Source organism: Oceanobacillus bengalensis, assembly GCF_003628445.1.
Classification (GTDB): domain Bacteria; phylum Bacillota; class Bacilli; order Bacillales; family Amphibacillaceae; genus Oceanobacillus; species Oceanobacillus bengalensis.
On record NZ_RBZO01000018.1, the window covers coordinates 70,008 to 85,902 of the forward strand.

Annotated in this window: 14 protein-coding genes; 2 read left to right on the forward strand and 12 right to left on the reverse strand. The window is 40.2% G+C overall.

Annotated features, from left to right (window positions below; genetic code table 11):
• Nucleotides 1–47: 47 nt before the first annotated feature.
• From D8M05_RS12175 to D8M05_RS12215, 9 genes are all read right to left on the reverse strand, one after another.
• Entirely contained in the window at nucleotides 48–857 is an 810-nt protein-coding gene (locus D8M05_RS12175; RefSeq protein WP_121132155.1) for an ABC transporter permease, read from the reverse strand.
• Between the two features lie 4 nt (nucleotides 858–861).
• Nucleotides 862–1,806: an ABC transporter permease gene (locus D8M05_RS12180; protein WP_220667587.1), complete on the reverse strand. Its 945-nt coding sequence runs from the start codon at nucleotides 1,804–1,806 to the stop codon at nucleotides 862–864.
• Nucleotides 1,807–1,825: 19 nt separating this feature from the next.
• Entirely contained in the window at nucleotides 1,826–3,388 is a 1,563-nt protein-coding gene (locus D8M05_RS12185) for an ABC transporter substrate-binding protein (RefSeq protein ID WP_121132157.1), read from the reverse strand.
• 188 nt (nucleotides 3,389–3,576) lie between these two features.
• Nucleotides 3,577–4,050 (reverse strand): nickel pincer cofactor biosynthesis protein LarC2, encoded by a 474-nt coding sequence (gene larC2 / locus D8M05_RS12190; protein WP_281271914.1) that lies wholly within the window; start codon nucleotides 4,048–4,050, stop codon nucleotides 3,577–3,579.
• Between the two features lie 51 nt (nucleotides 4,051–4,101).
• Entirely contained in the window at nucleotides 4,102–4,845 is a 744-nt protein-coding gene (gene larB, locus D8M05_RS12195; RefSeq protein WP_121132159.1) for a nickel pincer cofactor biosynthesis protein LarB, read from the reverse strand.
• Nucleotides 4,846–4,910: 65 nt separating this feature from the next.
• A complete protein-coding gene (larC, locus tag D8M05_RS12200) occupies nucleotides 4,911–5,873 on the reverse strand; it encodes a nickel pincer cofactor biosynthesis protein LarC (RefSeq protein WP_121132161.1) in 963 nt (320 codons plus the stop codon).
• Between the two features lie 180 nt (nucleotides 5,874–6,053).
• Nucleotides 6,054–6,890 (reverse strand): ATP-dependent sacrificial sulfur transferase LarE, encoded by an 837-nt coding sequence (larE, locus tag D8M05_RS12205; protein WP_121132163.1) that lies wholly within the window; start codon nucleotides 6,888–6,890, stop codon nucleotides 6,054–6,056.
• Nucleotides 6,891–7,083: 193 nt separating this feature from the next.
• Nucleotides 7,084–7,653, reverse strand: coding sequence for a transposase (locus tag D8M05_RS12210; protein ID WP_121132165.1), 570 nt, complete (start codon nucleotides 7,651–7,653; stop codon nucleotides 7,084–7,086).
• Between the two features lie 399 nt (nucleotides 7,654–8,052).
• Nucleotides 8,053–10,860 (reverse strand): UPF0182 family membrane protein, encoded by a 2,808-nt coding sequence (locus D8M05_RS12215; protein ID WP_121132167.1) that lies wholly within the window; start codon nucleotides 10,858–10,860, stop codon nucleotides 8,053–8,055.
• A gap of 214 nt (nucleotides 10,861–11,074) precedes the next feature.
• Here D8M05_RS12215 and D8M05_RS12220 point away from each other — a divergent pair, with 214 nt between their 5' ends.
• Nucleotides 11,075–11,536, forward strand: coding sequence for a hypothetical protein (locus D8M05_RS12220; RefSeq protein ID WP_121132170.1), 462 nt, complete (start codon nucleotides 11,075–11,077; stop codon nucleotides 11,534–11,536).
• A 178-nt stretch (nucleotides 11,537–11,714) separates the two neighbouring features.
• Here D8M05_RS12220 and metA read toward each other — a convergent pair whose 3' ends face one another.
• Nucleotides 11,715–12,620, reverse strand: coding sequence for a homoserine O-acetyltransferase MetA (gene metA, locus D8M05_RS12225; RefSeq protein ID WP_121132172.1), 906 nt, complete (start codon nucleotides 12,618–12,620; stop codon nucleotides 11,715–11,717).
• A gap of 166 nt (nucleotides 12,621–12,786) precedes the next feature.
• On the opposite strand from metA, the gene purU reads away from it, so the two are divergent.
• Nucleotides 12,787–13,686: a formyltetrahydrofolate deformylase gene (purU, locus tag D8M05_RS12230; protein WP_121132174.1), complete on the forward strand. Its 900-nt coding sequence runs from the start codon at nucleotides 12,787–12,789 to the stop codon at nucleotides 13,684–13,686.
• A 94-nt stretch (nucleotides 13,687–13,780) separates the two neighbouring features.
• Here the strand turns inward: purU and hxlA are convergent, their stop codons facing one another.
• Entirely contained in the window at nucleotides 13,781–14,389 is a 609-nt protein-coding gene (gene hxlA / locus D8M05_RS12235; RefSeq protein WP_121132192.1) for a 3-hexulose-6-phosphate synthase, read from the reverse strand.
• A 19-nt stretch (nucleotides 14,390–14,408) separates the two neighbouring features.
• Nucleotides 14,409–15,359, reverse strand: coding sequence for a sugar kinase (locus tag D8M05_RS12240; protein ID WP_121132176.1), 951 nt, complete (start codon nucleotides 15,357–15,359; stop codon nucleotides 14,409–14,411).
• Nucleotides 15,360–15,895: the final 536 nt, after the last annotated feature.

The following is a 15,895-nucleotide window of genomic DNA, read 5'->3' on the forward strand; positions in this document are numbered from 1 at the left end:
GGGATTTCTGCGCTCTTCTCTGGATTTCTGCTCTCTTCTCGGGATTTCTACGTTCTTTTATCCTGCCTATCACGCAGTCCATCTGCGAGTAAATTAAAGCCGAGTACCATCACCGTGATGACAATTCCCGTAATTATCACATACCACGGTGCTGATGCAATATATGGCTGTGCTTCTTTTAACATCCTTCCCCAACTTGGGTCGGGGGGCTGCACACCAAGCCCCAAATAGCTAAGCCCTGATTCAGCAAGGATTGATCCCGAAAAACTTAATGCAGCAGCAACTAGAATCGGAGAAACAACATTTGGCAAAATATGCTGCACAATTATCCGTATTGCACCAGCACCTTTTGCAATACTTGCCTTTACAAAGTCAAATTGCTTGTATTGAATAAAGCTACTTCGGATAATACGGGCAAAAGATGGGATGCTCATGATTCCAAGCGCAATTATTGTATTCGTCATTCCTGTACTAAATACGGAGATAAGCATAATCGCAAGTAGTATCCCAGGAAAAGCAAGCATCGCATCGATAAAGCGACTAATGATTTCATCGATCCAACCGCCAAAATATCCAGCACTTGCCCCCAATATAAACCCAAAGACTAACCCAATCGTTACAGCTGTAAAACCAATGATAAAAGCAGTTTGCGAGCCTTCCATTACCCTACTTAAAATATCTCTCCCAAAATTATCCGTACCAAACGGGTGCTCAACTGAGGGAGCTGCTAACTTATTCATCGGGTCCATCATGTTTGGATCATATGGTGTGTAAAAGATGCTCACAACCATCATCACTAGAAGGATAAGAACCAATATTATTCCGAGGTAAAGCGGTATACTCTTTGTTTGTCTCATGAGCTCACCCCTTCAGCCTTATTCTCGGATCAATGATTTTGTAAAGAATATCTACAATAAAATTAATCAGCAACACAAAAACAGCAATATAGAGCACCATGGATTGCACAAGTGGAAAATCCCTAGAAGAAATCGATTGAATGAGTAGATTTCCAAGGCCTGGAAGAGAAAAAACATTTTCAATAATGATGCTTCCGCCAATCGTATCCGCGATAATTAATCCCATTATCGTCAATACTGGTATGAGAGAATTCCTTAAAATATGCCCGTATAAAATCGTGCGCATTTTTAAACCTTTTACCCTTGCCGTACGTACATAATCCATTTTTGCCTGGTCTAAAATCGTATTTCTTAAGTAGCGAATGACGATGGCAATATTCCCGATAGCAATCGCAAGCGACGGCAAGAAGAAGGACCTGAGCGCACCAAAGAAATCCTCTGACCACGGGACATATCCATAGGTAGGAAACCACCCTAATATAACGCCAAATAGTAAAATTAAAAGAAATCCAAACCAAAAGGAAGGGATGGAAATGCCTAATTGTGTGATAATGTTTAGAAAAACAGCGCTCCACTTTCCATCAGCCCTAGCAATCAGAATTCCAAGTGGAAGACCGATGAGAACAGTTAAGCTAAGGGAAATAATCGCAAGGGAAAAGGTTACTGGGATCCGGTCAGCCAGAATATCGCTAACCGGAAGCCCGTACCTTAGAGATTCACCTAGATCCCCCTGTAGTACACCTGTAATCCAATCCATATAGCGCTCATGTGGTGGATAATCAAGCCCTAATTCTTTTTCAAGCTGTTCAATTTGTGCGGGATCCGCATCCATGCCTAGCATAATCTGCGCAGGATTCCCTGGTAGCAATTGAAAAACAAAAAATATAATAAGCGAGACCATGAATATCGTTACGATAAAACTAGTTAGTTTATAAAGGAAATCTTTCACGTCTTAGACTCCTAACTATCTATTCTGTAAACTTTACATCCTCTAGGTTGAATTTTTGAATAGGATACATTTTAAAGCCTTCTAGTCCTTCTTGCATAGCCGTTGTTCGGTCTGGGTCCATTATAAATACACTTACAGCATCTTCTGTTAACAAGCGTTGTGCAGCTTTATATTTTTCCGCCATAGCCGTTTCATCTGTAGCTAGTGCAGCTTCTTCCATGAGGGCATCATATGCGGTGTTTTCATAGTTTACAAAGTTCGAATCATAATCACTAATGTATCGTTTTAATACTTCATATGGATCTAGTTTTCCAGTAAATGAAATGACTGTTGCCTCATATTGTGCATCCTGATAAACCGTCTCAAGCCATGAACTAAACTCAATCAATTTAATCTCCACGTTAATTCCGACCTGGCTTAGTTGCTCGACGATAACTTGTGCTGTATCGACATGGAATTGATAATCCGATGGTACCGTTAATTCGAGGTCAAAACCATCTGCATAGCCTGCTTCTGCTAGGAGTGCCTTTGCCTCATCAACATTTGGTTTGTAATAATCTTCTAACCCCTCTTCATAGTAAAATTCCATTGCAGGGCTAAAATTTGATCCCAATTTCGTCCCTTGTCCATCAGCAACCATATCAATGATCATGTCCTTATCAATTGCTAGATTAATAGCCTTGCGTACGTTGACATCGTTAAGTGGCTCCACGTCATGATTGAGTGCCATCAACTGAACCATGTTTTGTGGTCCTTGGACTGTATTAACGTTATCTTCTAATTGTAACAAGCCTTGTGTACCAATTCCTGGGTAAATATCGATGTCCCCAGCTTGCATTGCCAATATAGTAGACTCTGCGTCTGGCATGACAACAAATTGCACTTCCTCTATTTGTGGAACTTTTTCTCGATCATAGTAATCTTCATTTTTCACAAGTGTTAACGTTTGTCCAACTTGGTAGCTTTCGAATTTAAAAGGTCCAGCACCGATTGGCTTTGTACTTTGCTCCTCATAATCCGCTGGCACAATTGGACGAATATTTGCTGCCAAGAAAGCTGAGTTATTTTCTTTTAACGTAATCACTACTTCATAATCGGATGTTGCTTCGATTGTATCAATGATTGCAAACTGTGAAGATAATGGCTCGTCCCCATTTAAGCCGCCAAGTTTTGTGTAAGAGTAGACAACATCCTCTGCAGTTAAATCAGATCCATCATGGAATAAGATTCCCTCTTTTAGCTGGAATGTATAAGTCAAACCATCATCAGAAATTTGATAGTCTTCTGCAATAGCTGGAACCAATTCTCCTGCTTCATTCGTGTCGAGTAAACCATCAAATACATTATCCATCATTGACTGGGTGTCCGTTGCTGCGGACAGGTATGGATCTAAATTATCTACTTCCGTGCTCATTGCAATTTTTATCGTACCGTCAGACTGCCCTTGTTCTATATTTGCGTCTGTTTCTCCTGTATTTGCTGCTCCTGAGTCACTCGTGTTATCGGTTTCATCTGCTCCCGAGCACGCAGCTAAAAACACAATCAATATCGCAAACATGAATAATCTAACAAAAACTTTCATCTTTCTCCCCCTCTTGTGGTGCCTGTCACCTGTCGGATTTTGTTGTTTTATGTCGAATATGTGATGTGTGTGTATTTTGGAATTACTAGTAATAATATATCACAAAATTGTCACAACTTTTATTAATTTTTTATAAGAAAAAGCCATCCATTTTCAGTCGATTTTTGTCGAAAACCGAACGGTGCCTGTCACTTGTCGATTTTTCTCCAGACTGCTGCGTAGACTTCCTTTAAAGGGATATTGTGTGTTTCAGCTATTTTCCTGCAATCTTCGTACTCTGGTGAACTTTGGAAAACATGCCCCTGATCGATGCCTTGCTTGACAGTTACAGGGCCCCATTTTGTTTCAATTTCTATAAATCTACGTTCCATACGATGCACAGTAATTGGGTAATAGCGAATTCCAAGCGTTGTTGTTTCCTTGAGTAGGATATTTTTCATTTTGTCTAATGTGTTACTTGCCGTGAGTAATTGCAAAAGGACACCAGGGCGATTTTTCTTCATAAAAATCGGCGTATAAAAAACATCATTTGCCCCAGCTTCAAAGAGCTTGTCCATCACGTAACCAAGCCACTCACCCGATATATCATCAAGGTTAACTTCCATCTTCATCATTTCTTCGTCAATATGCTCATTATTTGGAGGATGTTTTACTGCTACCAATTATTAAGCCCCCTTTAAGTAAAAGTTCGTGTTGCATGCACACACGCCCAATCATTTTCCGCCTCGTGCAATTCGGTCAATCATTACCGCATTATATGCTCCACCAAATCCGTTATCTATATTTACAACACTAACACCACTTGCACATGAATTAAGCATCGTTAGTAAAGCCGACAACCCTTGAAAGCTTGCCCCGTAACCAATACTCGTTGGCACAGCGATAACGGGATGTGATACAAGACCTCCTACAACACTAGGAAGCGCACCCTCCATTCCAGCTACAACAATGGAGACCGTTGCTTCCTGAATGTCCCCCATCTGATCCAACAACCGGTGTATTCCAGCGACCCCAACATCATAAAAGCGCCGTACATTGCTTCCAAGTACCTCTGCTGTAATTGCAGCTTCTTCTGCCACTCGTAAATCTGACGTCCCCGCACAAAGGATTGCAATGTATCCACTTGATTCTTGTCGCTTGGATTCTGCTTTCCAGTACATGATTTCTGCAATTTCCTCATAAGTAAACTCTGGATGGACTTTTAAAATTTGTTCTGCCTTCCCCTCAGAAATTCTTGTTATTAGTACGTCATTTTGCTTGGCTTTCATTGCTTCAAGAATGGAAATAACTTGCTGGGCGGTTTTCCCTTCCCCATAAATGATTTCTGGAAATCCTTGGCGCTTCTCTCTGTGATGGTCAACTTTCGCAAAACCTAAATCCTCATACGTAGCTAATCTTCTTTTTGCTTCCTCAACACTTAACGACCCATCCCGAACCTGCTTTAAAATATCTTCCATACGGTGCCTGTCACTCCTCGAAATTTGTCTTATTTTGTCGAATATGTGTACTGCTTATATGTGTGCTATTGTTCTCCAATTACGACACGTAACACATTTGGGTGGTTTGGAAATGTCTTCGTTCCCGCGCCATAGCCAATTTCTGTTACTTTCATCGATGGAAAAGAACAAAATTCACTTGCCAAAACGGCTACTATCGCAGCACCAGTTGGAGTAGTGAGCTCTGCCTTTATTTCACTTTCCACTACCTGCACACCTCGTAAGATTTCCAATGTAGCGGGCGCTGGTACGGGGTATATGCCATGGTCAATATGAATTTTTCCAAATCCAGTTGGCACTGCTGCAGATTTAATCGTATCAACACCCAACTGGTCAATCAATATAGCAGTCCCAACAATATCAATAATCGAGTCCACAGCACCTACTTCATGAAAATGTACATCTTGTAGCGCTAATCCATGAATCCGTCCTTCTGCTTCACCAATTTTTTTAAACATTGCTAATGCCATTTCTTTTACTTTTGACGAAAGCTCAGCATCATCAATCAGCTTAACAATATCACGGTAGGCACGATGATGATGGTCATGGTGATGTGCGTGTCCATGGTCATGGTGATGCTCATGATGATGGTGGTGATGATGCCCATGCTCATGTTGGTGTGAATGATCGTGTGAATGATCGTGTGAATGATCGTGATTTTCGTCATGTGTATGTGAATGATCGTGATGCTGATGCGTGTCGGCGTGGTCATGATGCGTATGGGTGTGCGCATGTTCCCCGTGTGCGTGACCGTGCGCATGCCCGATATGTGAATGTAGTTGTCCATCATTTTTTAAAATAACATCAAATTTTGTGCTAGTGATCCCATTTTTCACGATTTTATCAATCTTTAATTCGTATTCATCTTCTATATGTAATTTTTTCAGTTCTTTTTCTAAATGGGAAAAGTCAGCCCCTGCATCAAGGAGGGCACCGATCGTCATATCACCACTTAAACCAGAAAAACAATCAAAATATAGTACTTTCATCGCAAACTACCCCTTTATTTTTTTAATGAAAATCTCATACCCTCGCCACCTGACCAATTCGACAAAACCCGACAAGTGACAGGCACCGAAAAGGCTCCGAAAAGGCTCCGAAAAAATAGCAGTTTTCAATCTGCATGGAGATCAAAAACTGCTATGGAATTTTCTCATCAGTTGCTTTATTTACGCATTAGCTGCGATTTTATCACCCGCCGCTTCAGGTAACACTTCGTTCATGCTCCCTGTCCGATATCCACGGAGGTCAACTGAAACATAATCAAAACCTAGGAACACGAGTTTATGTTGAACTTCTGTACGTTTCGTAATGAGCTCCGCAATTTTCTCAGCCGTCACTTCGATTCGGGCAACATTCTCATGATAGCGCACACGAACCTCGTCGAAACCAATCCCTTTCAAATAAAGCTCAGCTTGATTTACTTGATCTACTTTTTGTTTATCAAGTTTCGTTCCATATGGGAATCTTGACGCTAAACTACATGACGCCAATTTATTCCAAACAGGCAAATCTAGTTCTTTCGCAAGGGCACGAACCTCTTTTTTATAAAAGTGGGCCTCTTGAAGTACACTACGAATGCCTTCTTCCGTCCTTGCCTTGAGTCCTGGCCGAAAGTCTTCCATATCATCCATAATCATCCCATCTAAAACATATGGATAATCTAATTCTTCCGCCAATTCATTAAGGTGTGTGTACAATAGTTTTTTACTATAATACCAGCTATCAGGATTATTGGCAGCAATCGCTGGATGGTCCAGTTCTTTCATTTCGATTTGGCGAACGCTTACACCCAAGTCCTCAGCAAATTTCACCGCAGCATTATATTCTGATTTACGAAACAGCTCAGACTTAACAATAACCGCAAGCACATTATCTCCCAATTCCTGCTGGGCACGCTTCAGTACAACAGCACTATCAACACCACCAGAAAAAGCAACAATGACACGCCCCATCTTCTTAAGTATTTCACCTAAATGAAGATTTTTCTCTTGTAATTCAACCACTATACTCACCTCATTTTCCCTGAAAAAGGGGATTTCAACCTATTCCCTAAATGCTAACTATACAGAAAATTACTTATACTATATAATTTAACAAATTTAGCGGTGCCTGTCACTCCTCGAAAATTGTCGAATGCTGTCGGTTGCATGAAAATATGCATGATTACTGTAGCTTATTAGACGATCATAGTGTGTATCATAATTGGATTACCAATGGACTCTCTTCTTTTTCCTCCATGTATTGCACATATCTCCTGCGTTTCTCCGATTCGTCTCCTGTAAAATAATCCAATACAGCATTTGGTTTAAGGATGTCTGTACCTTTCGTATGAAGATAATACAAATAACTACTCCACCTGTACCTCAAAGGATCATTTACCATATCAGCTTCTAGTGGATTAAGATGGATGTACTTGCTTACTTTAAGCATTCCTAGTGGTGAATCGATGAATTCTCCATAATATCGCTTTTCAAATACATGGCCCGATACTTCATACTTATTGTTATGGTAATCTGCGTACCTTTTATTGATAAATGCCATAACTTTCGAGATTGGAAGTTCCGTAGAGCGTAATTGAAGATGATAGTGATTCGTCATGAGGCAGTAGGAGGCTAATTCAATGGGTGTTTTCTCATTGATTTCACGAAGGATGTGTAAAAATATCTTATAATCTGCTTCCTCTTTAAATAAGTCACCGCGCCAATTTCCACGGCTTACAATATGATAGAAATGGCCTGGCATCCATATTCTATTCTTTCTCGCCATATTCTCACCCCCTTCCTAATTACCAACACGATAAACAATTTCGGGAGTAATGTCAAAACCAGCGAAATACCAGTTCACAGTACTTTCTGTGCACATTTCGTTAAAAAGGAAGCCTATCATTAACGTGACATTCAAAATCCCATACCACCTTGCCTAGGAATATCAAAATCTAGGGATATCAAAAGATTTTTTGGGGTGCCTGTCACCGTTCGTATTTCGACAACGTACGACAAATCTCGACAAGTGACAGGCACCCCGAATGGGCACCCGAATGCCCAAAATAGAAAAGGTACTAGCGTTTGCGTCTAGTACCTTTTCCTTCGTTATTCATCCAGCTCCAGCGACTAGCAAGACTTCCCTCATGTCCGTACGTCGCTAACCGGTCGCTTATGCTTTTCGTTATTCAAGCATATTTTCAATTTCGGTCATAATTTCTGCTGCTTCTTGCCAGTTTCCTTCTGCTAGTGCATCTTGATAGGCGTTAAAGCGATCAGATAATTCTTGTAGTGTTTCATCTGCATTCAGAATTGGTGCTTCGGTTCCTGCTTCGCCCTCAGCATCGTCAGATCCCTCGGTACCATCCTCTGTTTCACCAGGGACATCACCATCACCAGTTTCAGGATCATCACCATCCGCCTCAGGCAGTTGTTCTGGTGCTACTCCTGAGTCAACCATTCTCATCAATTCATCTAGTGCATCATCAAATGTTGCCTCCATCACAATATAATCCCCATAGGCTAGGATTACCTGCTTCACTTCTGGTAAGGAGGTTTCATTGGAGGACTCAATATAAATCGGCTCCACATACAAAATGGTGTCTTCAATCGGAACAGCCAAGAGATTTCCCCGTATAACCGAAGAACCACCTTGAGACCATAAGTTTAATTCTTGTGAAATTACCGGATCTTGATTGATTCGGTTTTCAATTTGCTGAGGTCCATAGACATTTTCCTGTTTAGGAAAACGGTATACAATTTTTTCACCGTAATGTTCCCCATCATTTCGTACACCAATCCAAGCAATCATATTCTGACGATTTCGTGGTGTATATGGCATCATCAAAATAAATTCCTCTTCATCATATTCAGGTAGTTTCATCGTCATATAGTACGGATTCATTTCGATATCATCGCTATAATATCTCTCCGTCGGGAACTGCCAGTAATCTTCGCGATTATAGAACAATTCCAAATTCGTCATATGATACGTTCCAAACATCTCTGCTTCTACCTTAAAGAGGCGTTCTGGATAACGGAAGTGACTGCGGACATCGTCAGGAATTTCTTCTGTGAAAAGTTCTGGGAACATATTTTGATACGTCTGAACTAATGGTTCATCAGGATCTGTGATATAAAAATCAACTTCCCCAGTGTACGCATCTACCACAACTTTTACTGGATTCTTAATATAATTATTGCGACCTTCATAGCTTTCTGCATATGGATAGCCTTCTTCAATTAAGTACGCGTCCAACATCCATGCAAGACTACCATCATCACGAACAAAGACATATGGATCCTCGTCGTATTCAAAGAACGGTGCAATCCGATTTACACGGTCCATGATATTTCTTGTTTGAAGTAACTTACTGTCTCCAGTAATTTGGCCGGACACTAATATACGGAACGAACCCTCATCCATCGCAAATAATAAACGATTTAACCCAGAAAGGGGAATACCAGCTTCTTCTTCGTAACGATTCGTTACATTTTCTTCACCTGCTGGGTAATCAAACTCATCTACTTCTGTGTCGACAATGACACTATCGTAATCTTCCTCACCAAAGTAAATCTGCGGCCTTGTAATGTCGAGTTCCCCTTGTGGTGGCAAATTACGCACCAGGTACTCTGGCTGACCCTGAGAAGTAACATCATTCACTTGACTCATCGCAACTCCGTAACCATGCGTATAGCGCAGGTTTTGGTTCACCCAGGTTTGTGCTTGTTCTGGTAGGTCAACCGTATTGAGTTCTCTTGCACCGATGAAGACTTGTTGATACTCTCCATCAATTTCATAACGATCAATATCAATATCATTGAACTGATAATACGTTCGGAATGTTTGCAACTGATTATAAATATCGAGTAGCGGCCTTGCATCATTAATTCGTACATTATTAATTGTTAGTGCATTTCGTTCTAGTAAGTCCTCATCAAGCGATTCCGTATTGCCTGGATGCTCTTTTTCCTCCATATTTTCTAGATCATATGCAGCCCTTGTAAAATCTAAATTATGCTGTAAATATGGTGCTTCTCTGTTATATTCATTTGGAGAAACAACAAAATTCTGAACAACAACAGATGCACCCTGCCCTAAAATGATCAAGGCAAAATAGATGACAACTGGTGTAAGGATAGCCTGCAATTTCCCTTTTCTAAGCGCAACAATTACCCATATAGCTGCAATAATAGCGAATGCTGCTAGAATATAAGAAGCAGGTATATTTACCAAGCGATCTGTAAAACTAAGTCCGTGTACAACACTTTCTTGGAAAAGATTTACATGATTCGTTAGCAGCGTTTCAAAAGGTTCAAGTAGATGCGTAAGAGCAATAAGTATCCCTACAATTAGTACGGTCACACCAAGATGTGTTTGTGCAGAGCGACTCATACGATACATATGGAAAACAGAATATGCTAACACCTCTGCAATTAAAACGAAAACAGCCAAACTGAGTAGTAGATTTACAATAAAATTCAAGAATGGCAGCAAGAACATATAAAAGGATATGTCCATATTAAAGAATGGGTCTGTTTCACCAAATGAAACATGATTCATTAATTTAAGTGCTGGCTCCCATCCTAAGCCTTGAACCGTAAGACTACCAATTATCCCGATAAATAAAGCGATCCCTGTAATAATCCAGTTGATGGCCTTTTTCTGCTGGAAAAGGGCTGGTAGCTGGTGTGGATCAAAATGTGTCGTATAGGAACGCTTAATCCAAAATAGCGTTACATATGTAATGGCTGTAAACAGGATAAACCCTGCAACTCCAAGTAAGATTTTCGTCGTGAAAATGGTTGTAAACACGGTCCCAAAATCAAGAGAATCCATCCATATGTAATCTGTAAACCATTTAATCCCAATCGTTCCCAAAATAAATACGAATAGTAATATTCCAAAGATAACCCCAAAGCGACTGCCAAGTTTTTTAAACTTATCCATTTGCTCCTGTGTTGGACCATTCGTCCCTCCATTAAAATCCATATATTACCTCCTCTAAAATAAAATTTACATATACCTCTATCGTAACAGACTCAGAACATAATTTCCTTCTTTTTGATGGGTGCCTGTCACTTGTCGGATTTTGTCGAAAAGCTTCGTGTTGACAGGCATTTTCTCATATTGACAGCGATTAAAAATTGAATCAAAATATAGGAAGATATCGTAGGCCTTAAAAATGATTCGAGGTGGAAAATAAGTGAATGTCAAAGAAATGATTGTTTTTATTATCGGTATTATTATTTCTTTATTTGGTTTTCTTTTAACTGCTATTTTTTTAATTTATGTCCTCGATACGGACTATTCCTTACCAGAAGCTTCTATTAGTGTGGACATCGCGTTAGGTATCACAATTGGTATTATTCCGTTACTATTTGGAATATTTTTGTGTTCAAAAATGCGGAAACGAGCTGCAAAGCGTGCTGAAGATTCATTGGAGAATGAGATACTAAAACTTGTTGCAAAAATGAATGGAAAGATAACGATCGCTGAGCTAGCCTCTAATACAAGGCTATCCCTAAAAGACGCGGAAGAAAGATTAGAGTCCTTCGTCAAAATGGGCGTATCCGAAAGACATATTTCCGATGGCGGTGTGTTCGTCTATTACTTTATGAACATCCTATCAACAGAAGAAAAAAACACATCCCAACCATTGTTGTAAAAGGTGCCTGTCACTTGTCGGAATATGTCGATATTTGTCATCATCCGAACAGTGACAGGTACGTATCTGACCCTTAGTTCCACTGCTATCTATGGAAACACAAGCATAATCCATAATCCCGACAACTTGTTTATATTTTTATAAAAACAAGCCCGAGCACAATAAGTCCAGATGCCCTTTACCACTCAAAAGGTGTTTCTTGGTAAACATAGTAATTCAACCAGTTAGAAAACAGTAAATGACTATGCGACCGCCATGTGTGTAGCGGCTGTTCATTTACATCTCCATTTGGAAAATAGTTAACTGGTAATTCAATCTCTTCCCCTTTTTCTACATCACGTTCGTATTCCTCAGCAAGGGTAGTCGCGTCGTATTCAAGATGGCCTGTAATCATAATGTTCTTCGTATCACGAGACATGATTATAAACGGATCCCCGTCCTCTGTTACCGAAAGTAATTGTAAATCGGGATGGTTTTCAATTTTCTTCCTAGAAACATTCGTGTGTCTGGAATGTGGTGCCCGAAATAGGTCGTCAAATCCACGCACAAGCTTAATTTTTCGGTCACGAACATGGTGGTTAAAAATGCCGAAACATTTCTTTGGTAAAGCATATTTTCGAATACCATAATAATAACTCAAAGCAGCTTGAGCTCCCCAGCAAATATGTAGTGTTGAAGTCACGTTTTTTTCTGTCCAGTCCATAATTGTAGTGAGCTCATCCCAATAGTTTACATCCTCGAATTCCAAGTGCTCAATCGGCGCACCCGTTATGATCATGCCATCAAAACGACGATTCTTCACCTTTTCAAAAGTTGTGTAAAAATTATCCAAATGGTAATTGCTAACATGTGTAGAACGATGGGTTGCAGTTCTCAAGAATGAGATATTGACTTGTAATGGAGTGTTACCAAGTAATCTTAGAAGTTGTAATTCTGTCTTTTCCTTTTCTGGCATTAGATTCAAAATAAGTATGTTAAGTGGACGGATATCCTGTGTGCTCGCCCTACCCTCATCCATTACAAAGATTTTTTCCTTCTTCAAGCTCTCACTTGCCGGTAAATCACTTGGTACATTAATTGGCAACAGTAACCTCTCCCCTCAGAACCTATATTGCTCCTATTATACATGGAAGGGGCGGTGCCTGTCACCGTTCGGTTTTCGACATAATCCAACAAAAACCGACAAGTGACAGGCACCTTATAATACTGATATAATTTGTAAAATAAATAGAGTAAGGTGGGATTGTAAAATGAATAGCTTTCAAGAGAAGAGTCTGCAACGCTTTGCAGATACGAATAAAAATAGAGCCCGTTTTTTAATAAAATGTCCAGACCAACAAGGGATTGTCGCAGCTGTATCACATTTTTTGCATAGACATAATGCAAATATTGTAGAATCCAATCAATATACACTTGACCCTGCAGGCGGTGAATTCTTTATGCGTATTGAATTTGTATGCCATAACCTTGAGAATAAACGTGAAGAATTAGAGAATGATTTCGGGGCCATTGCGGATCATTTCAACATGGATTGGAAGCTTATGTTTGTTGAAGATATGAAAAACATTGCCATCTTTGTATCAAAAGAGATTCACTGCTTACTAGAATTGCTTTGGGAGTGGCAAAGTGGTGATTTGATGGGGAATATATCTCTTGTAATTAGCAATCACGAAACAGCTAGAGAAATCGTTGAATCATTTGGTATCCCTTTTTATTACATCCCGGCAAATAAAAACATCAGGCACGAAGTCGAACAAAAACAAAAGCAAATCCTTAAAGAGAATCATATTGATGTCATCGTTTTAGCCCGCTACATGCAAATCCTCACACCCGATTTTGTTGAGGATTTTGAAAATCGCCTCATCAATATTCACCATTCCTTTTTACCTGCCTTTGTCGGTGCGAATCCGTATAAACGCGCATATGAGCGTGGGGTTAAAATGATTGGTGCCACTTCTCACTATGTGACGAATGATTTAGACGAAGGACCAATCATTGAGCAGGATATCGAAAGAGTGAGCCATGCACATAATGAAGCAGGGTTGAAGAAGATTGGTCAATCCATTGAAAGACGTGTCCTTTCTCGTGCCGTAAAATGGCATCTGGAAGACCGCATCATTGTACATCAAAACAAAACGATTATATTTTAGTTTCACTTTAAAATGCCTGCCACCATTCGATTTTCGACAACATCAGTCAAAACTCGACAAGTGACAGGCACCACAATCACAATCCACAATCCAGCTACTTTTTCATTTTGGCTGCGATTTTTCCTGGGGCTTTAGCTGCTGTTATCGAACTGCCTGCTATGACAATATCTGGCTTGTGTTCGATAATGGCAGGTAAGTTCTCCAAATTGATACCGCCAGCAACGGCAACTTCGAAATCAAAACCGTCTACTAACTCAAACAAACGTGTATTGAATTTCCCCTCTGTCTGTTTATCTTTTCCAACGTGCAGGCTAACAAGCTCCACGCCAAGTTCCTTTAATTCAGCTACACGCTCCCTTGAATCAACCTCCAACAAGTCAATCATCACGCGCCTTCCCATTTCTTCTGCAACCTGTAACGTATCTTTAATCGTTAAGTCCGAAGAAAAGGCCATCACTGTCGTAATGTCTGCACCTGCTTCAAACGCTTGACGGGCTTCATGTTTTCCAGCATCACATGTTTTCATATCAGCCAAAATCGTTTTATCAGGAAATAGCGCTCTGAATTCCCGAATAATGGACATCCCGTATTCCTTAATAACTCCTGTCCCAATTTCGATGATATCAATGCTTTCTTCCGTTTCTTTCGTAATGCGAATGGATTCTTCTCTTGTTAATCGATCCAATGCTAATTGTAATTTCACTTCAGCCACCTCATTTCACCTATCTTTCAATCCGTTCTACTTCACCAAGCCTTGCTTGCACATCTTCATAATACGGCAAGCCCTCATTATCACCTTTTACACCTACGACCATGGAACCGATCGTATTAGCAAAATGTAGCGTCTTCTCTAGTGACCAATCATGTAAAATTCCATAAATGGCACCTGCATTAAAACCATCTCCAGCCCCAACCGTATCCACAACCTTCGAGGCCTTCACTGGAGATGCTTCAACTATTTCCCCATTATAATAGCCAACAGAACCTTTATCCCCTTGTTTGACAGCAACAAAGGAGATTCCCAATTCCTTCGCTTTTTCTATAATTGCCATTGGATCCTTCTCGCCAATGATAATATCCATCTCTTCATCACCAGCTAGCAGAATATCGACATGTGGCAAAATCTTAGAAAGCACCTCTCTTGCTTCTTCCTTACTCCACATGCGAAGCCGAATATTCGGGTCAAAGGAAATCTTCACCCCATGCTTCTTTGCAAGTTCCATTGCTCGGTGGATAACTGCAATGTTTACCGAACCAATAGCTGGATATATCCCGGTAATGTGTAGAATTTTCGCTTCCCTAAAATAATTCTCATCTAAGTCATCTGCCGTCATCGCAAGCGTTGGTGATTTATCACGATAATAAAACGTCCGTACATTGCCATCTTCCATGATTTCTTTAAAATTCAAGGAAGTTGGATAGCCGCTGACAAACTCCACTTGTGAGACATCAATTCCTTCACCACGGGCAAAATTTAAAATATATCTTCCAAATTCATCATTTCCTAAACGGCTAATATAACCCGTTTCAAGACCCAAGCGCGCACAACCAATCGCCAAATTAAGCTCTGCTCCACCAATATTCTTTTCAAATCCATTTACAAATTTCATTGGTCCCGTAGCATTCGGGTTAAATGCAATCATCGCTTCCCCAATCGTAATAACGTCTTTCATCTTGGTCCCTCCAAATATTTTGGCTCTTTTCGTATTGATTGTTGTTATTAATAAAAAACACGATATAGCTTTTAGTATACTCTCGCTCACCTTTATGGAAATTCAGAGCTTATCATCGCTCCGGCAGAATACTTCGCTTTCCACGGGCACGGCCTCAGCCCCCTCAGAAGCAAAGAACGCTTCTAAGGTGTCTTCGGACACGTGCTTTTCCCGTAGGAGTCTTCGTATTCTGCCTGCGCTAGTAAAAATTTTCAGATTAATGTATGGTCCTAACCCATACAAATACGTTTTTTGGAATTGCTCTCACCTTCATGAAGAGCTAATTAAGCTCTCTGCTTCATCAGCGTTCATAATTGGATTTAACAGCAAATTTCCAGGGTGTATCGCGGTAGTGCACATTACTAGTGGAGGCAATACACGTAGACTGATATGAACGAAACTGTCAAATTCCCCTCACACTAATTAAAAAATATGATTTTTAGACAACCTTAAATTAAGAGTCGATTTAGGCTCTTTTTTTAATTCGTATTCTATAG